Here is a 24,033-nt window from a genome sequence, read left to right as displayed (position 1 = left end):
TCCGGGTCCCGCCCGGGACCCGGAAGGCGCGAGGGACTGCGTCCCGGTCAGACCAGGGCGCCGGTCACGGACTCGGCGGCGGCCAGGGCGCGGCCGGAGGCCACGTACTGGACGGCCTCCTCGATCTCGGGGGCGAGCCAGCGGTCGGTGCCGGGGCCCTCGACGGTCTCGCGCAGGCCGTCGCGCACCGCGGCCGTGGCCGGGGCGGGGGCCAGCGGGGCGCGCAGGTCGAGGGCGCGGGCGGCGGTGTAGAGCTCGACGGCGAGGACGCGGCCGAGGCCGTCGATGGCGCGGCGCAGCTTGCGGGCGGCGGCCCAGCCCATGGACACGTGGTCCTCCTGCATGGCGCTGGAGGGGATCGAGTCGACGGAGGCCGGGGTGGCGAGCCGCTTGAGCTCGGAGACGATCGCGGCCTGCGTGTACTGGGCGATCATGTGGCCGGAGTCGACGCCCGGGTCGTCGGCGAGGAAGGCGTTCAGGCCGCGGTTGCGGGCCGGGTCGAGGAACCGGTCGGTGCGGCGCTCGGAGATCGAGGCGACGTCGGCGACGGTGATGGCGAGGAAGTCGAGGACGGCGGCGACGGGGGCGCCGTGGAAGTTGCCGTTGGACTCGACGCGGCCGTCGAGGGTGACGACCGGGTTGTCGACGGCGCTGGCGAGCTCGCGGGAGGCGACGAGCTCGGCGTGGCCGAGGGTGTCGCGGGCGGTGCCGTGGACCTGCGGGGTGCAGCGCAGCGAGTAGGCGTCCTGGACGTAGGTGCAGTCCGGGCCCGCGTGGCTGGCGATGATCGCCGAGTCGGCGAGCAGGGAGCGCAGGTTGCCCGCGCTGTCGCCCTGGCCGGGGTGCGGGCGCATGGCCTGGAGGTCGGCGGCGAACACGGCGTCGGTGCCGAGCTGGCCCTCGACGCTCATGGCGGCGGCGATGTCGGCGGTGCGCAGCAGGCGGCGCAGGTCGTGGGCGGCGAGGACGAGCATGCCGAGCATGCCGTCGGTGCCGTTGATGAGGGCGAGGCCCTCCTTCTCCTCCAGGACGACCGGGGTGATGCCGGCCTCGGCGAGGGCCTCGGCGGCGGGCCTGCGCTCGCCGTCGGCGGTGCGGACGACGCCCTCGCCCATGACGGCGAGCGCGCAGTGCGCGAGGGGGGCCAGGTCGCCGGAGCAGCCGAGCGAGCCGTACTCGTGGACGACCGGGGTGATGCCCGCGTTGAGGAGCGCGGCGTACGCCTCGGCGGTCTCGGTGCGGACGCCGGTGCGCCCGGTGGCGAGGGTGGACAGGCGCAGCAGCATCAGGGCGCGGACGACCTCGCGCTCGACCTCGGGGCCGGAGCCCGCGGCGTGCGAGCGCACGAGGCTGCGCTGGAGCTGGGTGCGCAGCTCGGTGGGGATGTGGCGGGTGGCCAGGGCGCCGAAGCCGGTGGAGACGCCGTAGTGGGGCTTGGCGTCGTCGGCGAGGGCCTTGACGACCTCGCGACTGCGGGCGATCTCCTGGAGCGCCTCGGGGGCGATGGTCACCTGGGCGCCGAGACGGGCAACGGACACGACTTCGTCGGCGGAGAGGGCACCGACACCAACAACAACGTTCATGTCCCTATGAAGCCGCAGGCGGGGAGGGGTCCGCGAGGGATGCGGCACAGCTCTTGTCTGGGATACCAGACATCGGGTCTGGGATCCCAGACAGATGGTTTGAGACCTCTCTGGTCTACTCTCGCCCCATGAGCATCGTCCCTGCCGCCGCGCAGGTACTGGCCGTCCTGCGCTATCTGTCCCGTCAGGCCGCGCCCGTCCCCGCGGCCGCCATCAGCCGTGACGTGGGGCTGCCGCGCTCGACGACCTACCACCTGCTCGACACCCTGGCGGCGGACGGCTTCGTGGTGCATCTGCCGGAGGAGAGGCGGTACGGGCTCGGGCTCAGCGCCTTCGAGCTGGCCTCCGGGTACGAGCGCCAGGCGCCGTTCCAGCGGCTCGCGCGGGCCCCGCTCGCCTCCCTCGTGGACCGCACCGGGCACAACGCGAACCTCGCCGTCCTGCACGGCCGTGAGGTCATCTACGTCATCGAGGAACGCGCCCCGGGCCGCCCGCCCCTGGTCAGCGAGGTCGGCGTCCGGCTGCCGGCCCATCTGACGGCCAGCGGCCGTGCGGTGCTGGCCCTGCTGCCGCCCGCACAGGTGCGGGCGATCTTCCCCGACCGGTCGGCGTTCGTGCAGCGGCACGGCGCCGGTCCCGCGACGCTGACGGCACTGCGCGCCCTGCTGGCCCAGGCGCGACGCCGGGGGTACGCGACGGAGGAGGGCGAGGTGACACCGGGCCTCTCCTCGATCGCCGCGCCCGTCCTGGACCACCACGCGCACCCGATCGCCGGGATCGCCGTCACCTTCCCCGACGAGGCCGTCGACGAGGCGGAACGGCAGCGGATCGCCGGACACGTGGCGCAGACCGCCCGGGAACTGACCCGCCGGGTCGGCGGCGCGACCCCCGCTCCGGGCGCCCCTTCCTCGTAGCGGCCCGGGGGCGCAGACGCGCCGCCGCCGGGCGATTGTGACGTGCACCTTTCAGTCACATGTCAGCCGCCTGCGAATGCTTCCAACGGCGTCGATCATGACCACAGAATGACTCGTCGCCAGGTCCCGTACCCCTCCGATTCGGAGGCGGCACGCCTGGGGATCGCATCGCGCGCACAGCGTCGTCCCGATACGACCGCGCGTTTCCACCCCCCAGAAAGCACGTCGAGCATGCCCATAACCGGCACACCCCCGCCGGCCCTCCGTACGGCCCACACCGCCGCATCCCGTACCGCGACATCCCGTACCGCGACCGTCGCGACGGCACGCGGGAAGGCGGGGTCGTGCTCCGTCACGTGATGCGCAAGACGGCCGGATGGCTGGCCATGATCGTGGTCGCCACCAACGTCACGTACGTCCTCGCCGCCTGGTTCCTCGATCCGAGGTCCACCTACAAGGACACCCGCCCGGTCCGCACCGAGGCGGAGATCGACCAGGCCCTGGCGCCCTACAACCTGGATCCGAGGGTCCCCCTGGCGGACCGGTGGTGGCACTGGTTCAGCGACGTGGTGCTCCGCTTCGACTGGGGGAAGTCCCCGGTCGGGGCCTCGGTCAACGGCGAGATCGGTTTCCGGGTGCTGGTCAGCGGCCAGCTGGTCACCGCCGCCACGCTCCTGTCCGTACTCCTCGGTGTCGCCCTGAGCGTGTCCACGGCGTCCCGGCAGTACGGCTGGTGGGACCGGATCACCCAGCTGGTGTCGGTGCTCCTGTTCAACGTCCCCACCGCCGTCGCCGCGCTGGCCGTGGTCCTCCTCGGGATCCGGCTCAACCAGGGCCTCGGGCTGCGCTTCCTGTACGTCGCCGGGGAGAAGTCCCCGACCGTCGAGGGACTGCTGCCGACGGTGGCCGACCGGGTGCAGCACCTCGTCCTGCCGACGCTGAGCCTGACCCTGCTGGGGTACGTGGGCTACCACCTGACCCAGCGCACCCTGCTCCTCGACGCCATCGGCTCGGACTACGTGCGCACCGCGCGCGCCACCGGTCTGACCCGCGCCCGGGCGATCCGCCGCCACGCCCTGCGCGCCTCGCTGATCCCGACCGCGACCTCCGTGGCGTTCGGCATCCCCGCCATCTTCACGGGCGCGGTCATCACCGAGACCGTCTTCGGCTGGAACGGCATGGGCCAGTACTTCATCCAGACCATCGGCAAGAACGACGTGCACGGCACCGTCGCGGTGGCGGCGTTCGGCGCGGCCATGACCGCGATCGGCGCGATCCTCGCCGACATCGCCGTCGTCCTCCTCGACCCACGGGTGCGGGTGAGCTGACATGACGCTGTACCTGCGGCGCTTCGGCCGCAATCGCGGGGCCCTGCTCGGCGTGGCGCTCTTCGCGCTCCTGGTGCTGTTCAGCGTCCTCGGCGACCTGTTCACGCACGTCGCGTACACCGACGCGGACTTCACCGCGCTCACCCGACCGCCGGGCCCGTCCCACTGGTTCGGCACCAACCAGGGCGGGAACGACGTGTACGCCCAGGCCGTGCACGGCCTGCGGCGGTCGCTGGTGATCGCGGTCTGCGTGTCGGTCCTGACGGTCGTGCTGGCCGCGGTGATCGGCGCGGGAGCCGCGTACCTCGGCGGCAGGGTGGAGAAGCTGACCCTGGCGGTCATCCACTTCCTGCTCGTGGTCCCGTCGTTCCTGATCCTCGCCCTGGTCTCGCACCGGCTCGCCGGCGACTGGCGGGTGCTGGTCCTCGTGCTCACCGTCTTCGGCTGGATGACCACCGCCCGCGTCGTCTGGTCCCTGTCCACGTCGCTGCGCGAACGCGACTACGTGCTGGCCGCCGAGTTCATGGGCGTGCGGCCGTGGCGGATCGTGGCGCGGCACATCATCCCCAACCTGGGTTCCCTGCTCGTGGTCAACCTGACCCTGGGGGTCGTCGCCACCGTCCTCAGCGAGACGGCCCTGTCGTTCCTCGGTTTCGGGGTCCAGCCCCCCGACGTGTCGCTGGGCACCATGCTCGCCGACGGCTCCGGCACGATCACCAGCGCCCCGTGGCTGTTCGCGTTCCCCGCCGGCCTCCTCGTCCTGCTCACGGTGTCGATGACGCTCGTCGGCGACGGGCTGCGCGACGCCCTCGACCCCACCTCGGTATCGGCGGCCTCGGGAGGCGCACGATGACGTCCATCCTCGTACCCGCGCCCCAGTCGCCCCCACGCGACACCGCGCGCACCCCCGTCCTGTCCGTGCGGGACCTGCGGATCTCCTTCCCGTCCGAGTCGGGTCCCGTCGAGGCGGTGCGCGGCGTCAGCTTCGACGTGCTGCCCGGCCGGACCCTCGGCATCGTCGGCGAGTCCGGCTCGGGCAAGTCCGCGACCGCGATGGGCGTCATGGGGCTGTTGCCGCCGACCGCCCGGGTGTCGGGCGAGGTGCTGCTCGGCGGCCGCGACCTGGTCGGCCTGGACGACACCCGGCTGTCCGCGATACGCGGCAAGGACATCGGCATGGTCTTCCAGGACCCGCTGTCCGCGCTGACCCCGATCCACTCGGTCGGGCGGCTCCTCTCCGACGCGCTGCGGGTGCACCAGGACCTCACGAAGCAGGCCGCGTGGAACCGCGCGGTCGAGCTCCTCGACCTGGTCGGCATCCCCGAACCGCGGCGCCGCGCACGGTCGTTCCCGCACGAGTTCTCCGGCGGGATGCGCCAGCGCGTCGTCATCGCCCTGGCCATGGCGAACGCCCCGTCGGTCATCGTCGCCGACGAACCCACCACCGCCCTCGACGTCACCGTGCAGGCCCAGATCCTCGACGTGCTGCGGACCGCGCAGGCCGAGACCGGCGCGGGGCTCGTGCTGATCACGCACGACCTCGGTGTCGTCGCCGGGTACGCCGACGACGTCGCCGTGATGTACGCGGGGCGGATCGTGGAACGGGCGGGCGCCGAGGAGCTGTTCCGGCGGCCCACCATGCCTTACACGATCGGCCTGCTCGGCGCGGTGCCCCGCCCCGACGCCCCGAAGGACCGCCCGCTGGTGCCGATCGGCGGCGAACCCCCGTCGTTGGTGGCACTCCCGGCCGGCTGCCCCTTCGCGGACCGGTGCCCCGCCGCACTGGACCGCTGCCGTACGGAGGAACCCGCGGCGACGCACGTCGCCGGGCACGGGGACGTCGCCTGCCTGCGCGCCGACGAGGTCGCCGACGGCCGGCTGACGGCGGATGCGCTCTTCCCCGCGCCGGAGGCCCCGGAGGTCCCGGAGGACACCGCCCCCGGCGAGGTGGTGCTGCGGGTGTCGGGCCTGGCCAAGACCTTCCCCGTCACCAAGGGCGCGTTCCTCAAGCGCCGCGTCGGCACCCTCCACGCGGTCAGCGACGTCGGATTCGACCTGCGGGCCGGCGAGACCCTGGGCCTGGTGGGCGAGTCCGGCAGCGGCAAGACCACCACGCTCCTGGAGATCCTGCGGCTCAGGCCGCCGGAGAGCGGCCGGATCGAAGTCGCCGGCACCGACGTCGCCGACCCCGGCTCGACGGCGCGGCTGCGGGAGCTCCGCGGCGCGGTGCAGATCGTCATGCAGGACCCGATGGGAGCCCTCGACCCCCGGCTCCCCGTCTTCCAGCTGCTCGCCGAACCGCTGCGGGCGGCCGGGGCCGACCGGGCGGCGACACGGCCCCGGGTGGCCGAACTCCTCGGCATGGTCGGCCTCGACGCCTCGGTGGCGGACCGCTTCCCCGCGGCCCTCTCCGGCGGACAGCGCCAGCGCGTCGGCATCGCCCGCGCCCTGGCGACCCGGCCCCGGATCGTGGTCCTGGACGAGCCGGTCTCGGCCCTGGACGTGTCCGTGCAGGCGGGCGTCGTCAACCTGCTCTCCCGGCTCAAGCGCGAACTCGGCCTGGCGTACCTGGTCGTCGCGCACGACCTGGCCGTGATGCGGCACTTCGCCGACCGCATCGCGGTCATGTACCTCGGGCACGTCGTCGAGACCGGCGGCACCGAGGAGCTCTTCGCGAACCCCCGGCACCCGTACACCGAGGCCCTGCTCTCGGCGATCCCGGTGCCCGACCCGCGCCGCGAGCGCTCCCGCGAGCGGATCGTGCTCGAAGGCGAGCAGCCGAGCGCGGCGAACCTCCCGCGGGGCTGCGTCTTCGTCGACCGCTGCCCGCTGTACCGGTCGCTCGACGACGACGCGCTGCGCGAGCGGTGCCGCACGCAGCGGCCCTCCCTGGGCCCGGCGACTCCCGGCTCCGGCCACCGCCACGCCTGCCACGCCCGCTGACCAGGCCTTTCACGACCACTCCGGCACCCCACCCCTGGTGCCGCCCCCCTGAAGGAATGAGGATCCACTCCGCCATGCGATCGAGAATCGCCGTCCCCGCAGCCGCCCTCACCGCGGCCCTCGCCCTCGCCGTCTCGGCCTGCGGCACCCCCGAGTCCGGCACACCGGGCGCCGGCAAGGGCCCCGCGAAGGGCGCGACCCCCGCCGCGGCCTCGGCAAAGGTCGACTACAACCCCCAGTCCTACGACGACGTCAAGGACGGCGGCACCTACACCACCGCGGGCACCGTCGACGACCAGGGCAACCCGTTCAACGCCAACGCCACGCTCACCGCCAAGCGCGTCTGGTTCTGGTACAACCCGGACGTCATCACGTACTCCCCCACCGGTGAGACCCAGTACAACCCGGACTACCTCAGCGACGTGAAGGTGAGCGTCGCCGGCGGGAACCAGAAGGTGGTCCTCACCCTCAACCCCAAGGCCGTCTACAACGACGGCACCCCGATCGACTGGACCGCCGTCAAGGCGACCTGGCAGGCCAACAACGGCGCGGACAAGAAGTACAACGCGACCGACACCGAGGGCTACGGCCACATCACCTCGGTCACCCGCGGCGCCGACGACAAGCAGGCGGTCATCGCCTTCAAGGGCGTCGCCCCCTGGTGGTCGAGCCTGTTCACCACGTTCCTGCACCCCAAGGCCGCGACCGTCGCCGCCTACAACGACGCCTACGTCAAGAAGGTCCACCCCGAGTGGGGCGCGGGCCCGTACACCGTCGGCACGTTCGACGCCAAGGGCGGCGACCTCACCTTCGTACGCAACCCCAAGTGGTGGGGCAGGAAGGGCAGGCTCGACAAGCGCGTCTACGTCAACCTGGAGTCGGACGCCGCGGCCAACGCCTTCAAGAACGGCCAGATCGACTACACCTCCGCGGGCGACGCCGAGGGCCTCAAGCGGCTCTCCGGCGTCCAGGGCACCGAGATCCGCCAGGGCGGCAGCCCCTTCGCGTACTCCTTCTACGTCAACGCCAAGTCGCCCCACCTCCAGGACCTCCAGGTGCGCAAGGCGCTCCTGGAGAGCATCGACCGGACCCAGATCGCCAGGATCCAGTTCCAGGGCCTCGGCGACTACAGCGAGCCCCTGCCCGGCTCGCTGCTGCTCTTCAGCTTCCAGAAGGGCTACTCCGACAACGTCGGCGCCGTGATCAAGCACGACCCGGAGAGCGCCAGGAAGACCCTGGACGCCGCGGGTTGGAAGCCCGGCGCCGACGGCATCCGCGAGAAGGACGGCAAGAAGCTCACCGTCACCTACACCCTGCGCGGCGACGACCCGCTGGAGAAGGCCACCGCCGGCGCACTCGTGCAGATGCTCAAGCCGGTCGGCATCCGGGTCGACCTCAAGAACTCCACCGAGGCCGACTTCGCCAAGATCCTCACCGACCGCAGCTTCGACATCTTCCTCGTCGGCAACCGGGCCGGGGACCCCTTCGGCACCCGCTACCTGTGCGAGTTCTACTGCACCGACAGCGCCTCCAACATCGTCGGCATCGGAAGCCCCGCACTCGACAAGGAGATCCACGCCGTCTCCGCGATCGCCGACCCCGCCCGGCAGACCGCCGAGGCCAACGCCGTCGAGCGCAAGGCCCTGGCCCAGTACGGCTATCTGCCCCTGTTCAGCGGCCCCTCCATCTACGGCGTCAAGAACGGCCTGTCCAACGTCGGCGCCACCATCTTCGGCACGCCCCTGCCGGAGACCGTCGGCTGGCAGAAGTGATCCCCCGGGCCCCCGGGTCAGTCCACCGCCCGCAGACCGAAGGCGTCGGCCAGGCCGTCGGCACCGGTCTCGGTGACATGGACGCCCCGGGGGCTCGCTCCGTGGCGCAGCCAGCGCAGCTCGAAGAGCCGCGCGGTGAGCGCCGCGCCCACCGCGCCCGCGAGGTGGTGCCGCTGTTCGCTCCAGTCCACGCAGTAGCGGATCGGGCGCCGGCGGGCAGGCAGCCGGTCCAGGTCGACGCCGAACCGGGTCAGCGCGTCCCGGCCGGTGTCGGTGAGCCGGTAGTCGACGTCGTGCCCGTAGCCGGACGCGCCGTCGCGCACCGCCTCCCCGGGGCGGTGCCTGCCGTCGTGTCCGGCGAGCAGGCCGCCGTCGAGCAGGGCTCCGAGGAGGCCCACGCCGAGCCGGCCGGCGAGATGGTCGTAACAGGTGCGGGAGCGGCGCAGGGCGCCGGCGGTGCTGCTCTCCCGCAGCGAGGTGACCGGGAGCGGCGGCGCGATGACCGCCAGCGCCTCCAGGGCGAGGCTGACATCGGGGCCGGACAGGCGGTAGTACCGGCACCGGCCCGCGCTCTCCGTCAGGACCAGTCCCGCCCCGACGAGCTTGGCCAGATGGACGCTCGCCGTCGCGGCGCTCACCCCCGCCTCGGCGGCGAGCAGACCGGCCGCCAGCGCGCGGCCGTCGCCGAGCGCCTTCAGCATCCGCGCGCGGGAGGGGTCGGCGATCAGCTGCGCGGCCCGGGCGATGTCGGGCTGATGGTGCACCTGGTCCCGGCGTCGGCCGGTCGTCGTCCTTGCCATGCGGCCAGCCTAGGCCGGGGACACTTAGACGGGCGACGAAGTATCGCGCCGTGAGACTGGGTCACATGCCCTCCACGGATCCCTCGTTCTCCCCCGCGCGCACCGCCGCCGTCTCCGCCGACCCGCCTTCGGGCCGTCCGTCCCCCTCTCTTTCGCTGCCGCCGCTCGTCGCGTTGAGCCTCGGGTACTTCCTGGTGATGCTCGACGTCACGGTCGTCAACGTGGCCGTGCCCGCCGTCCAGGTCTCGCTCGACGCCGGCTCCTCGGGCCTGCGGTGGATCGTCGACGGTTACGGCGTCTGCTTCGCCGGGCTGCTGCTGCTCGGCGGCGGGCTCGGCGACCGCTTCGGGCACCGGAGGCTGTTCCTCGCCGGGCTCGGGGGCTTCGCGGCCGCTTCGGCGGGATGCGCCCTCGCGCCCTCGGCGGGGGCCCTGATCGGGGCCCGGCTGGCTCAGGGCGCCGGGGCCGCGCTGCTGGTTCCCGCCTCGCTCGCCCTGCTGCGGGCGGCCTACCCCGACCGGACCCTGCGCGCTCGGGCGGTCGGCCTCTGGGGGCTCGTGTCCGCGGTCGCCTTCGGCGCCGGACCGGCGGTCGGCGGGCTGCTGGTCGCCGGGTTCGGCTGGCGTGCGGTGTTCTGGGTGAACCTGCCCGTGGCCGCGGCGGCGGTGCTGCTGACCGTGCGTCACGTACCGGCGCCGGGGCGGAGGGCCCGGCCGGGGCGGGCGGATCCGGCCGGTCTCCTGCTCGGCGTGCTCGGGCTGTTCGGCGTGGCCGGCGCGCTCAACGAGGCGGGGTCCGCCGGCTGGTCCTCGCCTGAGGTGCTGGTGCCGTTCGCGGGAGGCGTCCTGTGCCTGGCCGCCTTCACCGCCGTCGAACTGCGCCTGGAGAAGGCCGCGGCGGTACGGCCGGAGGGCAGGCGGCCGCTGCTGCCGCCCTCGCTGCTGCGTGAGGCCGGGCTCGCGGCGACGAACCTCGTCGGTCTGCTGCTGAGCTTCGGCTACTACGGGCTGCTCTTCGTCGTCACGCTGTACTTCCAGCAGGAGCGTCAGTTCGGCGCACTGATCACCGGGGTGGCCCTGCTGCCGTCGGTCTGCATGGGTTTCCTCGCGGCGCCGCTGTCGAGCCGGCTGACCGCCCGCAAGGGTCCGTACGTGCCCATGGCCGGGGCGCTGCTGCTGGGGAGCGCCGGTTTCCTGGGCTGGCTGGCGGCCGGCCCCGACACGCCGTATCCCGTCCTGCTCTTCGCGCTGATGGCGACGGGTCTCGCGACGCCGGTCACCGTGGTGGCCGCCACCGTGGCCGTCATGGAGGCCGCCCCGGCGGCCCGGGCGGGCACGGCGTCAGCGGTGTTCAACGTGTCCCGCCAGGTGGGCGGCGCGATGGGCGTGGCCCTCTTCGGGGCGCTCGTCGGCGCGACGGGCGGTGTGGTCGACGGACTGCGCGTGTCGGCGGTCGTCGCCTCGGTGGCGTTCCTGCTGGCGGCGGCGCTGGCCGCGGTCGCCGGGCGCCGGACCGGTGCCGCCCGGGCCGGGTGAGCGATACGGCGAGGGGCGGTGCCCGGCAGCCCGGACACCGCCCCCTTGCGCACCCGCGTTCACCGCCGTACGGCTCAGGCCTTGACGTTCACCCCCGCCCAGGCGGCGTCCACGGCCTTCACCTCGGCGCTGCCCGCGCCGTAGAGGTCGGCGGCCGCCTTCAGGGTGCCCTCACGGGCGCCGTGGTAGTCGGTGGTGGAGGTGAAGTACGTGGTCAGCGCCTTGTACCAGATCTGCACGGCCTTGTCGCGGCCGATGCCGGTGACGGTGGAGCCGTCCACGGTCGGGCTGTCGTAGTGCACGCCGTTGATGTCCTTCGCGCCGCTGCCCTCGGACAGCAGGTAGAAGAAGTGGTTGGCGACGCCGGAGGAGTAGTGCACGTTGAGGTTGCCGACCCCGGCGCTCCAGTAGTCGGCCGAACCGCGGCCGTCCTTGCTCGGCTGGTCCTGGTAGCGCAGCGGCTTGCCGTTGCCGAAGAGGTCGATCTTCTCGCCGAGCAGGTAGTCGCCCTTGTCCTGGGCGTTGTTCGCGTTCCACTCCACGGCGGTGCCGAAGATGTCCGAGGTGGCCTCGTTCAGGCCGCCGGACTCGCCGGAGTACTGCAGGCCCGCGGTGGCGGAGGTGACGCCGTGGCTGAACTCGTGGCCGGCGACGTCGAGCTGGGTCAGCGGGTGCTGGTCGTTCGCGCCGTCGCCGTAGCTGATGGTGAAGGAGCGGTCGTCCCAGGAGGCGTTCTGGTAGGCGCTGCCGTAGTGGACCCGGGAGACCGGGGCCCGGCCGTCGTTCTTGATGCCGTTGCGGTGCAGGACGTCCTTGTAGAAGTCCCAGGTCTTGGCGGCGCCGTAGGCGGCGTCGACGGCGGCGGTCTGGTTGTCGGCGGAGGTGCCGTTGCCCCATGCGTTGTCCGCGTCGGAGAACAGGACGCCCTTGCCGCTCGTACGGTGCTGGAAGTCGAGGACGCTGGAGCCGCCGCGCACGGTGTCGACGAGGTCGAAGCCCTTCGTCGACGTGGTGGTGTTGAGGCCGACGGTGCCGCTGTACTGGCCGGCGCCGGTGCCGACCGCGGCGACCTGGGGGTTGCCCGGCTTGGCGGCCGCGGAGCCGCCCTTGGCGGTGATGCCGCCGGCTATGTCGTCGATCAGCTGCTGCTCGTACAGCTTCTTGCCGGTATCGGCGTCGGTGACGACGCGCAGCACGCTCGGGGTGACGCCGTCGTCCTGGGTGCCGGTGACGACGGTCTCGTAGGCGAGGACCGGCTTGCCGTCGGCGGCCCAGATGACCTTGCGGGGGGCGTCGCCGGTGGCGGCACCCGTGGTCCGCGCGGCCTTGGCGGCCTTGACCGCGGCGGACTTGGCGGAGGTCGGGGTCTGCCTGGGGGTGAGCGAGGCGACCTTGATGGCGGCCTTGACGGCCTTGGTGACGTCCTTGACGGCGCCGCCGGCGGCGCGGTGGACGATGAGGTCGCCGCCGAGGACGGGAAGGCCGGCGTAGGTGCGCTCGTAGCGGGTGTGGACCGTGCCGTCGGCGTCCGTGACGACGTCCTTGACGACCAGTTCCTCCTTGGCGCCGAGACCGAGCGACTGGGCGGTGGCCGCGGTGGACGTGCCGCCGGAGGGCTTCGGAGCGGCACCCGCCGACGCGGTGGCGGCGCCGGCGGCGATCAGGGTGCCGGTGAGGACGACGGCGCCGGAGGTGAGGGCGAGACGCCGTGCGGTGCCGCCGGTGGGGGAGAGCGAGGACATGTGGTTTCTCCAGGGATTCATGGGGAGTTGGACGGGATCGCCGCCCACCCGTTCAAGGAGGACTGCCTTGATGGGCAGGGACATTCGCAGCCCGTCGCGCACATGTCACGCACCACAAAAGATGGTTCGCCCCCTGATGCCGGATTTGCCGCCCGCGACTTCATCAGAAGGACAAGATCCCGATACACACCGACACGACGGCCACAGGAATCCGCAACACACCGGCACGCAGTTACTTTCGGTAATAGCTCGATAATCCTGAGTTTCAGACACTCAAGATCGAAAGTCCGCCACCTGGGTCGGCGTCGACGGATGTCCCTCCGGCGAAGGAAAAAGCCCCCGGCGTTAACGCAGCCTTTAACAATGTTTCGGCAGGTCAGGGCGTGAAAAACAGCGTAAAACGGATGACCCTAAGATGGGGACTCCCCAACCGGCACATCGTGGGCTTAACTTATGTGCCATGACCTCCCCCCGCTCCACCTATGGAGGCGGTTTCCACACCGCGCCGTCCTTCCCGGACACCCCGATCTACGACTCCCTGGTCGCGGAGCGGGGCACGCCTCAGATCGCCCCGATCCGAGTGCCCGCCGCCTACGACACCGGCAGCGGCTTCCCCGTGAGCAACTCCTACCTGCCGGCGCTCCCCGCGGCACTGCCCGCCCTCCCGGCGGCGCCCACCCCGCAGCCCGCGCCCGCCCACAACGGCGGCTACGGCTACCCCCAGCCCGCGCCGCAGATGGCTCCCGTCCCGCTGCAGCACGCCCCGGCCCCGTACATCCCGCAGCAGCAGGTGGCCCCGCGCGGCTACCCGGGCGGCCAGTACCCGCAGCAGCCCCGCCCGGCCGCCGCCGGCTACGAGGCGATGCGTCCGGCGGCCCCGCGGCCCGCGCCGGTCCCGTCCCCCGCACCGTACGACGACCCGTACAACCGCCCCTACCAGGGCGGGGGTTACTGACCGGCTTCACTCACCGGCCGATGTCGGCCGGAGCGGCTGGCAGGATGAGGGCATGACTCCTGTGCTCCGCTCCGTCCACATACACCCGGTGAAAGCCATGCGCGCGCTGGCCCGCACGGAAGCCGAGGTGGAGCCCTGGGGGCTGGCCGGGGACCGTCGCTGGACCGTCGTCGACGCCGCGAACGAGGTCGTGACCCAACGCCGTCACCCCCGGATGGCGTTGGCCACGGCCGAGCCGCTGCCGGGCGGCGGGGTCTCCCTGTCCGCTCCCGGGCACCCCACCCTGGTGGTCGAGGTACCGCACCCCTCCCCCACCCTCACGGTGGAGATCTTCGGCAAGCACGTGGAGGCGGTCCCGGCCGGTCCCGCCGCGGCCGCCTGGCTCTCCGCGTACCTGGAGAGCGACGTACGGCTCGTGCACATGGACGCGCCCGAGCACCGGCGGCCGGTCGACCCCGACTACGCGCTGCCCGGCGAGACCGTGAGCTTCGCCGACGGCTACCCGCTGCTCGTCGCCACCACCGCCTCGCTCGACGCCCTCAACTCCCTGATCGCCCAGGGCGACCACGCCGACGAGGGCCCCCTGCCGATGAACCGGTTCCGGCCGAACCTGGTGATCGAGGGCACCGCCCCCTGGGCGGAGGACGGCTGGAAGCGGCTCGCCGTCGGAGAGGTCACCTTCCGGGTCGCCCGGCCCTGCGGGCGCTGCGTGGTCACCACGACGGACCAGCTCACCGCCGAGCGGGGCAAGGAGCCCCTGCGGACCCTCGCCCGGCACCGCAAGGACGACGGCCGCGTCATCTTCGGCCAGAACCTCGTCCCCGAGCACACCGGCACGGTCCGGGTCGGCGACACCGTGAAGATCCTGGACTGATCCTCCAGGGTCGCGCGTCACACTTCACCGGCCCGACGGGCGGGGAACCCACGCCCGGGGCACACTCGTTGGAGCAGTGATGAACGAGGAGTGGTGAACAACTAGGGGGTCCCCACGTGCGCGCAGCCATCGGACTCTGGCGCTGGCGGCACAATCCCCTGCGCCGGACCACTGATCTCGTCGAGGCGTGGGCCGCCTTCGCGGCCGCCGTCCTGCTCTGCCTCGCGGTGCCCCTGGCGGGCTGGGCGGTCGGCACCTCGGCGTACGGCGCGCTGTCGCGCGCGGTCCGCACGCAGCAGGAGCAGCGGCTGCCGACGACGGCCCGGGTGGTGCGGCTCGCCGACGGCCCCGTGAGCGGCCCCAAGTCCGTCGAGACCGCCGGCGAGGAGCGGCTGCGGCGCTCCGTGGTGGCCCGCTGGACCGCTCCGGACGGCACGGCCCGGACGGGGACGGTGGCGACGGCCCGGCAGCACTCCGCGCCCGGGGCCGCCTTCCGGCTCTGGACGGACCGGACCGGGCGTCCGGTGGGGCCGCCGATGCAGAAGGAGACGGCTCGCGCGCACGCGGTCATCGCCGGTCTGACGGCCGCGCTGCTCGCCGGTCTCCTGGTGGAGCTCGTCCGCCGTCTCGTCGTCCGCAGACTGGTGCTCGGCCGGTACGCGCGCCTCGACCGGGCGTGGGCGGCGGCGGGTCCCGACTGGGGCCGTACGGGCACGGGGAGCTGACCGCGGCCCCCTGCGCCCCGCGTCCGACTTCGACCGCCCCCCGACCGAGTCCGACCGCTCCCGACCACCCCGGACCGGCGGTGACGCGTGTCGGGCGGTGGCCGGCCTCCCGTGCGGGCGCGGGTCGGCGACCCGTCAACCCCGTGGCCCCGCGCGCGCTACGGTGGGGCATCGGATCAGCGGCGAGGCATGAGGCGGGGGCAGGACACACCCATGGCACAGGGCACGGTCCAGGTGACGCACACCGGCACATCGCGGTGGAGGCGCCGCACGGGTGAGTACCCCTCTCTCGCCGCCGCCCTGGAGGCCGCGGGCGACGGGGACGTGCTCACCGTCGCGCCCGGCACCTACCGGGAGAACCTCGTGATCCGGCGGGCCGTCACCCTGCGCGGCCCCGAGGGCGGGGTCGGCTCGGTGCGGATCGCGCCCCCGGACGGGGTGCCGCTGACCCTCCGGGCCTCCGTCACCGTGCAGGACCTGCACATCGAGGGGCAGGACGTGGCCGCGCCCGCGCTGCTCGTCGAGGACGGCACGCCCGAACTGCTCGACCTGCGGATCACGACCCGCTCGGCCGCCGGGATCGAGGTGCGGGGCGCCGCCCGGCCGACGGTCCGCCGCTGCACGGTCGACAATCCGGCCGGGGTCGGCATCGCCGTGCTCGACGGCGCGGGCGGCGTCTTCGAGGAGTGCGAGGTGGTCTCCGCCGGACAGGCCGGCGTCTCGGTGCGCGGCGGGGCGCATCCACGCCTGGAGCGCTGCCGGGTGCACCACGCCTCCGGCGCCGGGATCGCCGTGACCGGCGAGGGCAGCGGCCTGGAGGGCGTCGGCTGCGAGGTGTACGAGATCAAGGGCGCCGGTCTGCAGATCGCGGCCCGCGCCGCCGCCCACCTCACCGACTCCTCGGTGCACCGGACGTCGGCGGACGGCATCACGCTCGACACGGACGCGGTGCTGACCCTCTCGGACTGCGACATCCACGACGTCCCGGAGAACGCGGTGGACCTGCGCTCGCGTTCGGTCCTGACGCTGACCCGGTCGACGGTCCGCCGCTTCGGGCGCAACGGCCTGTCGGTGTGGGACCCGGGGACGCGGGTGGACGCCAACCAGTGCGAGATCCACGACAGCACGGGCGACTACCCGGCGGTGTGGGTGAGCGACGGGGCGACCGCCGTCCTCGACGCCTGCCGGGTGCACGACGTGCCGGACGCCCTGTTCGTCCTCGACCGGGGCTCGCGCGTGGACGTCGTCGACAGCGATCTGACGCAGGTGCGGAACACGGCGGTGTCGGTGAGCGACGGGGCCACGGCCCAGCTCGACGACTGCCGGATCCGGGAGGCCTCCACGGGCGCCTGGTTCCGGGACCACGGCAGCGGCGGCACCCTCGGCGGCTGCACGATCGACTCGGTGCAGACCGGGGTCATCGTCACCAAGGGCGCCGACCCCACGATCGACCGGTGCGTGGTCACCTCGCCCGCCGAGGCCGGTTTCTACGTGTCGGCGGAGGGCCGCGGCTCCTTCCACGGCTGCCGGGTGACGGGCAGCGGCGGGTACGGCTTCCACGTCACGGACGGCTGCCGGACGATCCTGCGCAAGTGCCGTACGGAGCGGTGCGCGCGCGGCGGTTACGAGTTCCCCGAGGAGGGCGCGAGCGCGCAGGACTGCACCAGCGACGAGAGCGCCGTCCGCTCCTCCGTGCCCGACGGCGGCACGGTCCTGACGGCCACCCAGTCGGCGGGGCTGCTCGGCACGGTGCCCGCGCCGCGCCCCCAGGCCCCGGCCGCGCCGGCCGCGCCGGAGCCCGCGCCACAGGCCCGCTCCTCGCAGGACGTGCTCGGCGAGCTGGACGCCCTGGTGGGTCTGGAGAGCGTCAAGCTGGAGGTGCGGACCCTCACCAACATGATCGAGGTGGGGCGCCGGCGCCAGGAGGCCGGGCTGAAGGCGGCCTCGGTCCGCCGCCACCTCGTCTTCACGGGCAACCCGGGCACGGGCAAGACGACGGTGGCCCGGCTGTACGGCGAGATCCTCGCCTCGCTCGGGGTCCTGGAGCGCGGGCACCTGGTGGAGGTCTCCCGGGTGGACCTGGTCGGCGAGCACATCGGCTCGACGGCGATCCGTACGCAGGAGGCCTTCGACCGGGCGCGCGGCGGCGTCCTGTTCGTCGACGAGGCGTACGCGCTGTCGCCGGAGGACTCGGGGCGGGACTTCGGCCGCGAGGCGATCGACACGCTGGTGAAGCTGATGGAGGACCACCGGGACGCGGTGGTCGTCATCGTCGCCGGGTACACGGCGGAGATGGAGCGCTTCCTCACCGTCAACCCCGGTGTGGCCTCGCGCTTCTCGCGGACCATCACCTTCGGCGACTACGCGCCGGAGGAACTCCTCCGGATCGTCGGCCAGCAGGCGGACGAGCACGAGTACCGGCTCTCCCCCGGCACGGACGAGGCGCTGCTCGCGTACTTCGAGAAGCTCCCCAAGGGCCCGGCGTTCGGCAACGGCCGCACGGCGCGGCAGACCTTCGAGTCGATGGTGGAGCGGCACGCGGGCCGGGTCGCCGCGCTCGCCGAGGCGAGCACGGACGACCTGACGCTGCTCTATCCGGAGGACCTGCCCGAACTTCCGTGATCCGCTTCCTCGTCGGGCACGCGCTGACGGGGCAGGGCGGGCGGGAGCCGGTCGAGGAGTGCGGAGCGGTGGCGGGCGAACGCCGGGTCGGCCTGGTAGTCGGAGTGGCCCAGGATCGGTTCGGGCAGCGGGTGCGCGCGGGTGCGGCCGTAGGCGACCGGGTCGAGCAGCACCGCTCCGTCGACGGCCGGGCGGCCGTCCTCGGCGGGGACCCTGACCGGACCGCCGATGGGGTCGGTGGCCCGGTAGAGGTTGCTCCAGCAGTGCACCGTGCGGTTCAGGGCGCGCAGCGCCTCGGGGCCGAAGTAGGCGGGGAACCAACGGCCGTAGAGCCGTTCCAGGGGTGAGCCGTAGGTGAGCAGGGCGACCCGGCTCCGGGTGGCGGGCTGGAGCTGCCAGACGGCGGCCGCGGCGAGGACGCTGCCCTGGGAGTGCCCGGAGATGACGAGCCGGCCGCCGGTGCCGCGGGTCCAGGAGCTCATCCGCCAGGTCAGGTCGGGGACCGCCCGCTCGGCGTAGCAGGGCGGGGCGAAGGGGTGGGCGGCGCGGGGCCAGAAGGTGCCGACGTCCCAGAGGATGCCGATGGTGCGGCGGGCGGCGGGGTCCTTGTAGGCGCGGCGGCCCCAGGTGACGAAGAGCAGGAAGCCGAGGCCGATCATCCAGGAGCCGAGGGCCTGGGTGGCGGAGGCGAGGGAGGCGATCGCGGGGTGGGCCCCGTCGAAGGCCCGCCCCGGGACGTTGCCGCTGGCCCAGGCGCCCGCCACGGACGCGGCCCCGAGGAGCAGGGTCGCGCCGGAGACGACGCCGACGAGGACGGGCGCGGAGTCGGTGAGCGCGGCGCGGGCGCGGTCGGCCGCGATCTGCCCCGTACGGACCGGGTCGGGTTCGCCGGCGGCGTCGTAGTCGGCCTCGACGGAGGGGCGCAGCCGCCGGGCGTCGAGCACGGTCCGGGCGCCCAGAAGGGCGGCCGGGACGACGAGCAGCAGGAGCAGGACGGGGATGGCCGAGGCCTGCCAGCTGAGGAGGACGGGCGGGCCGATGCGGGCACCGCCCCGGGCTGCCGGGCCGTCGAGCCAGTCGGCGACCCGCTGCGCCACTCCCCCGGACATGACCCCGCCGAGGGCGCAGGCGAGCATGGCGACGGCGGGTCCGCCGAGTCCGCGCAGCGCGGTGCGGGGTTCCCCGCCGGGCCGCTGGAGGAGCAGGGCGACGACGCCGAGGGCGACGACGAGGCCGCCCTGGGCGAGGGTGAGGGCGCCGAAGACGGCGTCGCCGGGGAGGGTTCCGGAGGAGGGCCGGACGGGGCGGGACCAGCCGGCGTGCAGGGCGGTGAGGGCGAGCAGGGTGAGGGAGGCGGCGGGGAGCCAGGTGACGAGGGCGCGTTCGACGCGCAGGTCGAGGCGGCTCTCGCTGCGGCCGCGCCGGCAGACGACCCAGACCACGACGACGGCGAGGACGGCGACGGCGGCCCGGAGGGCCCAGCCGAGGGCGGTGCCCGGGCCCGGGGCGCCGGTGTCGTGGTGGGCGGTGGCCGTGCCGAGGGCGGCGGCGACGGTGAGGAAGCCGGCGGCGGTGTGGGCGGCCCTGAGGCGGGCGACGAGCCGGCGGCCGTACCAGAAGCCGGGGCGGCCGAGGGCGGGGCGGAGTTCGACGGGTCCCGCGGGGTCGGCGGCGTCCGCGGCCTCCGTGTCGGCCGTGGTCTCGGGGACGGAGGCGTCGTATCCGGTGGGCGGGCGCTGCGCCTCGTACGCGCTCCAGGTCCGGTTGGAGAGGTACCAGAGCAGGCCGACGAGCGCGGTCGGCACGAGGGCGGCGAGGGCGAGGCGGCGGCCGGGCGGGGCCCACCAGCCGCCGCGGGCCTCGGCGAGGAAGCCGAGCCAGGAGTGCGCGTCGGTGCAGGCGGTGGTGGCGGCGCACTGCCAGGCCGTCAGGTCGAGCGCGACCTCGCAGGCGGCGGCGGTGAGGAGCACGGTGAGGGTGAGGGCGACGAGCCGGACGAGGACCCCGTAGAGCCGTACGAGCCCCGGTCGGCCCTGGGCGGGCGGCCGCATCCAGTGCGCCAGGTTGGCCACCATGAAGGGCAGGAGCAGCAGCCACAGGGCGCGGGCGCCGTCGCCGGAGGTCAGGTTGGACCAGCAGTACGCCTCCGGGACGGGCCGGGCCGCGTACCGCTCGGGATGGTCCTCGGCGTCGAGGTCCTCGCCGCGCCGGTACACGGCGGCGGTCCGGTCGCCGGTGACCCGGACGGTCCTGGGGTCGTCGAGCATCGACTCGGGGGTGGCTCCGCCGACTCCGTGGACGAGGAGTTCGAGCGCCGCGCCCCCGCTCTCCGGAGCGGGTGTGGCAGGGGACACTGAGGGGACCTCCTCTCAGGGTGGGAAGATGCGACGTCGGCAACAGGATCGCGGAAGGCCGTGCGACCGCGCACGGTCTCTCACCGAATCCGACACTCATCCCCTTGTCTCCTGCGGAAGGACCGGCCCCGGCGGTGACTGACAACCAGAACCTCCTCGCGGAGCAGCGGCGTGCCCTGATCCTGGACGAAGTACGGCGGCGCGGCGGTGTACGGGTCAACGAGCTGACCCGGCGTCTGAACGTCTCGGACATGACGATCCGTCGCGACCTGGACGCGCTGGCCCGGCAGGGCATGGTCGCGAAGGTGCACGGCGGGGCCGTTCCGGTGGTCGAGGCGAGCACGCACGAGCCGGGCTTCGAGGCCAAGTCGGTGCTCGAACCGAGCGCCAAGGACGAGATCGCCCGGACGGCGGCCGCCCTCGTCGCCCCGGGCACGGCCATCGCCCTTTCGGGCGGGACGACGACCTACGCGCTCGCCCGGCACCTCCTGGACGTGCCGGACCTGACGGTGGTCACCAACTCGGTGCGGGTCGCCGACGTGTTCCACGAGGCGCAGCAGCCGGGCGCCGGGGGCGAGGCGCGGCGCGGGGCGGCGACGGTCGTCCTGACGGGCGGGGTGCGGACGCCGTCCGACGCGCTGGTGGGGCCGGTGGCGGACCGGGCGATCCGCTCGCTCCACTTCGACCTGCTCTTCCTCGGCGTGCACGGCGTGTCGGTGGAGGCCGGGCTCTCCACGCCGAACCTGGCGGAGGCCGAGACCAACCGGTGCCTGATGCGCTCGGCGCGGCGGGTCGTGGTGGTCGCGGACCACACCAAGTGGGGCACGGTGGGCCTGAGTTCCTTCGCCGCGCTGGACGAGGTCGACACGTGGGTGACGGACCGGGGGCTGCCGGAGGGGGTGCGCGCCGAGGTCGTGGAACACCTGCCGGGCCTCGCGGTCGCGGGCGAGGACCAGGCGTGAGCCTGTTCCGGGTCGAGCGGACGATGCCGCAGGCACCGCAGGAGGTGTGGCGCCGGCTCACGGACTGGCCGGCGCACGGCCGCCAGGTGCCACTGACCCGGACGAGGGTGCTGACGCCGGGACCGAACGGGGCGGGGACGCGGTTCACCGCCAGGACCGGCATCGGCCGTCTTTCCTTCGACGACCCGATGGAGGTCGTGCGCTGGGAACCCCCGGCGTCCGGCCGCCCCGGCGTCTGCCGCCTGGACAAGTACGGCCGGGCCGTACGGGGCTGGGCACGCATCGAGGTGACGGAGACGCCGGACGGCGGCAGCCGCGTGGTGTGGACGGAGGAGCTTTCGGTACGGGGGCTGCCCCGGGCCTTCGATCCGGTGCTGGCCCACGCGGGACGGTTCGTGTTCGGACGGGCGGTGGACGGGCTGCTGCGCAGGGGCGGTAGCCCGAACGAGTAGGCCCTGCCGGACAGGATGTTGACGTGGAGTCCCACGATCGGGTGGGAAAGATCCCTTTTTGCCGGAAATCGCCCGGCCAGCTGCTTTCCTCTTGATCAACCCTGCCGTCAACAGAGGAATGAGAACCATCGATGAATCGACTCGCCGTCGCCGTCGCGTCGACCGTCTCGGCCGCCGCTCTCGCCGCCGGGCCGACCGCGACGGCGGAGCCGTCCCCCGGGAAGCACGGAGCACCGGCCCGGCACCACGCACCCGCGAAGGTGGCGAACGAGTCGGCCCGTCTGGCCCGTTCCGTCCTGAACGCGAAGGGCATCACCTATGCCACGGCGCACCAGGACGACACCGACAAGGCCTCCCTCCCGAAGCAGAACCTGATCGACGTCTCCAACGGACGCCTGGCCAGGACCAGCCCCTGGGGCCACAAGAAGGGCGCGCGGGTGGCGCTCGACACGAAGATGCTCAACGGCGCCCTGAAGCTCAGCACCCAGTACCACTACAAGTTCCAGATCTCCGAGATCGTCGGCGGAAAGCACGGCAGCCACACGTCCAAGCACTACACGGGCCGCGCGATCGACGTGACCTGGATCAACGGTCGCCACGTGGGCGAGAAGGCCGATCACCAGGGATTCATGAAGGCCTGCCGCAAGCTCGGGGCCTCGAAGGTCTTCGGCCCGGGCGACAAGGGCCACAAGAGGCACGTCCACTGCCAGTGGTGACCGCCGCCGGGTGACCCGGTACGCACTCGCCACAGAGGGGCCCGGTCGGCTGGGCCCCTCTGTGCTGCTGACGGCGCGTCAGCTAGGGTGCTCACTCCACTCGCGTCCCCCAGGAGGGTCCATGGCACGCCGACTCGAGCCGGTGGAGCTCGACTTCACCACCTCCGCGCCCGTCCGCCTGGTCTTCACCGCGACCCTCGCCGCACCCCCGCCCGCCGTCTACCGGTCGGTGGCCGTGGAGATAGGGAGCCTGCCGTCCTGGTTCACCGCCGTGACCTCCGCCGTCCCGACGGGCGACGGCGCGGGCCGGACCGTCCGGCTCCGCGGCGGGGTCGCCTTCGACGAGACGATCCTGGCCTCCGAGCCCGATCTCCGCTACGCGTACCGGGTGGACGCGACGAACGCCCCCGGCGTGACGGCCATGGCGGAGGAGTGGGTCCTCTCCCCCGCCGGGACGGGCACCCGGCTGCGCTGGACCATGGCCGCCGACGGCGCCGCCCCGTTCCGGTTCGCGCTGCGCCTCGCGGCGCCCGGCGTGGGGTACTCGTTCCGGGACGCGGCGCGACGGCTCGACCGGCGGCTCACTCCGGCCAGGCCCCCGTCGTCAGGAAGCGCTCGATAGCGGCCGTGTACGGGGCGATGTCCAGGCCCTGGGCGGCCAGCCAGTCGTCGGAGTAGTACTTGTCGAGGTACCGCTCGCCCGGGTCGCAGATGAGGGTGACGACGCTGCCGGTGCGCTCGTGGGCGACCATCTCGGCCACGATCTTGAAGGCGCTCCACAGGCCGGTGCCGGTGGAGCCGCCCGCCTTGCGGCCGATCGCGGTCTCCAGGGCGCGGACGGCGGCGACGCTCGCCGCGTCGGGGACCTTCATCATGCGGTCGACGGCCCCCGGCACGAAGCTGGGCTCCATGCGGGGACGGCCGATGCCCTCGATCCGCGAGCCGCAGTCGGCGGTGGCGCCCGGGTCGTGGTGCGTCCAGCCGTCGAAGAAGCAGGAGTTCTCGGGGTCGGCGACGCAGATCCGGGTGTCGTGCTGCATGTAGTGGACGTAGCGGGCGATGGTCGCCGAGGTGCCGCCGGTGCCGGCGGTGGCCACGATCCAGGCGGGCTCCGGGTACCGCTCCAGCCTCAGCTGCTGGTACATCGACTCGGCGATGTTGTTGTTGCCGCGCCAGTCGGTGGCCCGCTCCGCGTAGGTGAACTGGTCCATGTAGTGGCCGCCGGTGCGCTCGGCGAGGGCGGCGGCCTCCTCGTACATGGTCCGCGAGTCGTCGACGAAGTGGCACTGCCCGCCGTGGAACTCGATGAGCCGGCACTTCTCGGGGCTGGTGGTGCGCGGCATGACGGCGATGAAGGGGACGCCGATGAGCTTCGCGAAGTACGCCTCGGAGACGGCGGTCGAGCCGCTGGAGGCCTCGATGACGGGCTTCCCGGGGCGGATCCAGCCGTTGCAGAGCCCGTACAGGAAGAGGGAGCGGGCGAGGCGGTGCTTGAGGCTTCCGGTGGGGTGGGTCGACTCGTCCTTGAGGTAGAGGTCGATGCCCCACTTCTCGGGGAGGGGGAAGCGCAGCAGATGGGTGTCGGCGGAGCGGTTGGCGTCGGCCTGGACCTTGCGCACGGCCTCCTTCAGCCAGGCCCGGTACGCCGGGTCGCTGCGGTCGACATCGATCGTGGCCGTGGCCGCACTCTCGTGGGTGGTGCTCATCCGTACCTCTGTCCGTGTGTCGCCTCAGGGGGTCTCCCACTGCCGACAAT

General features: G+C 73.4%; 19 protein-coding genes. 14 read left to right on the top strand and 5 right to left on the bottom strand.

Going from position 1 to position 24,033, the window contains the following annotated elements:
- Positions 1-47: 47 nt before the first annotated feature.
- A complete protein-coding gene (gene hutH, locus ACFYUS_RS13675) occupies positions 48-1,583 on the bottom strand; it encodes a histidine ammonia-lyase (RefSeq protein ID WP_388849970.1) in 1,536 nt (511 codons plus the stop codon).
- 128 nt (positions 1,584-1,711) lie between these two features.
- On the opposite strand from hutH, the gene ACFYUS_RS13670 reads away from it, so the two are divergent.
- From ACFYUS_RS13670 to ACFYUS_RS13650, 5 genes are all read left to right on the top strand, one after another.
- The gene (locus ACFYUS_RS13670) at positions 1,712-2,497 is read left to right on the top strand and encodes an IclR family transcriptional regulator (protein WP_388849967.1); all 786 of its coding nucleotides are present in this window, start codon (positions 1,712-1,714) and stop codon (positions 2,495-2,497) included.
- Between the two features lie 344 nt (positions 2,498-2,841).
- On the top strand, positions 2,842-3,825 hold the full coding sequence (locus tag ACFYUS_RS13665; RefSeq protein WP_388849964.1) for an ABC transporter permease: 984 nt from the start codon (positions 2,842-2,844) through the stop codon (positions 3,823-3,825).
- A 1-nt stretch (position 3,826) separates the two neighbouring features.
- A complete protein-coding gene (locus ACFYUS_RS13660; protein ID WP_388849961.1) occupies positions 3,827-4,678 on the top strand; it encodes an ABC transporter permease in 852 nt (283 codons plus the stop codon).
- Positions 4,675-6,768, top strand: a complete 2,094-nt coding sequence (locus ACFYUS_RS13655; RefSeq protein ID WP_388849958.1) for a dipeptide ABC transporter ATP-binding protein — start codon at positions 4,675-4,677, stop codon at positions 6,766-6,768. The genes ACFYUS_RS13660 and ACFYUS_RS13655 overlap by 4 nt, the downstream gene beginning before the upstream one ends.
- Positions 6,769-6,842: 74 nt before the next feature.
- Entirely contained in the window at positions 6,843-8,540 is a 1,698-nt protein-coding gene (locus ACFYUS_RS13650; RefSeq protein WP_388849956.1) for an ABC transporter family substrate-binding protein, read from the top strand.
- A 17-nt stretch (positions 8,541-8,557) separates the two neighbouring features.
- Here ACFYUS_RS13650 and ACFYUS_RS13645 read toward each other — a convergent pair whose 3' ends face one another.
- Positions 8,558-9,340, bottom strand: coding sequence for an ArsR/SmtB family transcription factor (locus ACFYUS_RS13645; RefSeq protein WP_388849953.1), 783 nt, complete (start codon positions 9,338-9,340; stop codon positions 8,558-8,560).
- Positions 9,341-9,405: 65 nt separating this feature from the next.
- Here ACFYUS_RS13645 and ACFYUS_RS13640 point away from each other — a divergent pair, with 65 nt between their 5' ends.
- Positions 9,406-10,875: an MFS transporter gene (locus ACFYUS_RS13640; protein WP_388849950.1), complete on the top strand. Its 1,470-nt coding sequence runs from the start codon at positions 9,406-9,408 to the stop codon at positions 10,873-10,875.
- Positions 10,876-10,949: 74 nt separating this feature from the next.
- Here the strand turns inward: ACFYUS_RS13640 and ACFYUS_RS13635 are convergent, their stop codons facing one another.
- On the bottom strand, positions 10,950-12,617 hold the full coding sequence (locus ACFYUS_RS13635) for a M4 family metallopeptidase (RefSeq protein WP_388849948.1): 1,668 nt from the start codon (positions 12,615-12,617) through the stop codon (positions 10,950-10,952).
- A 460-nt stretch (positions 12,618-13,077) separates the two neighbouring features.
- Between ACFYUS_RS13635 and ACFYUS_RS13630 the strand changes: the two genes are divergently transcribed.
- The 4 genes from ACFYUS_RS13630 (at position 13,078) to ACFYUS_RS13615 (ending at position 17,793) form a co-directional block, all read left to right on the top strand.
- On the top strand, positions 13,078-13,572 hold the full coding sequence (locus tag ACFYUS_RS13630; RefSeq protein WP_388849945.1) for a DUF6643 family protein: 495 nt from the start codon (positions 13,078-13,080) through the stop codon (positions 13,570-13,572).
- A 52-nt stretch (positions 13,573-13,624) separates the two neighbouring features.
- Complete coding sequence (locus ACFYUS_RS13625) at positions 13,625-14,446, top strand: MOSC domain-containing protein (RefSeq protein ID WP_388849942.1); 822 nt, start codon at positions 13,625-13,627, stop codon at positions 14,444-14,446.
- Positions 14,447-14,562: 116 nt separating this feature from the next.
- Positions 14,563-15,171: a hypothetical protein gene (locus ACFYUS_RS13620; RefSeq protein WP_388849939.1), complete on the top strand. Its 609-nt coding sequence runs from the start codon at positions 14,563-14,565 to the stop codon at positions 15,169-15,171.
- Positions 15,172-15,384: 213 nt separating this feature from the next.
- On the top strand, positions 15,385-17,793 hold the full coding sequence (locus tag ACFYUS_RS13615) for a right-handed parallel beta-helix repeat-containing protein (protein WP_388849936.1): 2,409 nt from the start codon (positions 15,385-15,387) through the stop codon (positions 17,791-17,793).
- Here ACFYUS_RS13615 and ACFYUS_RS13610 read toward each other — a convergent pair.
- Positions 17,763-20,147, bottom strand: a complete 2,385-nt coding sequence (locus ACFYUS_RS13610) for a hypothetical protein (protein ID WP_388849933.1) — start codon at positions 20,145-20,147, stop codon at positions 17,763-17,765. The two genes, ACFYUS_RS13615 and ACFYUS_RS13610, sit on opposite strands and share 31 nt — an antisense overlap.
- A gap of 134 nt (positions 20,148-20,281) precedes the next feature.
- Between ACFYUS_RS13610 and ACFYUS_RS13605 the strand changes: the two genes are divergently transcribed.
- The 4 genes from ACFYUS_RS13605 (at position 20,282) to ACFYUS_RS13590 (ending at position 22,899) form a co-directional block, all read left to right on the top strand.
- Positions 20,282-21,109: a DeoR/GlpR family DNA-binding transcription regulator gene (locus tag ACFYUS_RS13605; RefSeq protein WP_388849930.1), complete on the top strand. Its 828-nt coding sequence runs from the start codon at positions 20,282-20,284 to the stop codon at positions 21,107-21,109.
- On the top strand, positions 21,106-21,561 hold the full coding sequence (locus ACFYUS_RS13600; RefSeq protein WP_388849927.1) for an SRPBCC family protein: 456 nt from the start codon (positions 21,106-21,108) through the stop codon (positions 21,559-21,561). The genes ACFYUS_RS13605 and ACFYUS_RS13600 overlap by 4 nt, the downstream gene beginning before the upstream one ends.
- A 131-nt stretch (positions 21,562-21,692) precedes the next feature.
- On the top strand, positions 21,693-22,277 hold the full coding sequence (locus ACFYUS_RS13595; RefSeq protein ID WP_388849924.1) for a hypothetical protein: 585 nt from the start codon (positions 21,693-21,695) through the stop codon (positions 22,275-22,277).
- 121 nt (positions 22,278-22,398) lie between these two features.
- Positions 22,399-22,899 carry an SRPBCC family protein gene (locus tag ACFYUS_RS13590; RefSeq protein WP_388849921.1) on the top strand — a complete coding sequence of 167 codons (501 nt, stop codon included), beginning with the start codon at positions 22,399-22,401 and terminating at the stop codon, positions 22,897-22,899.
- Here the strand turns inward: ACFYUS_RS13590 and ACFYUS_RS13585 are convergent.
- Entirely contained in the window at positions 22,859-23,983 is a 1,125-nt protein-coding gene (locus tag ACFYUS_RS13585) for a PLP-dependent cysteine synthase family protein (RefSeq protein WP_388849918.1), read from the bottom strand. The genes ACFYUS_RS13590 and ACFYUS_RS13585 overlap by 41 nt on opposite strands.
- Positions 23,984-24,033 lie beyond the last annotated feature (50 nt).

Origin of the sequence: Streptomyces sp. NPDC004284 (assembly GCF_042874035.1) — a bacterium.
Taxonomy (GTDB): domain Bacteria; phylum Actinomycetota; class Actinomycetes; order Streptomycetales; family Streptomycetaceae; genus Streptomyces.
This window is presented reverse-complemented; position numbering and strand designations above follow the sequence as displayed.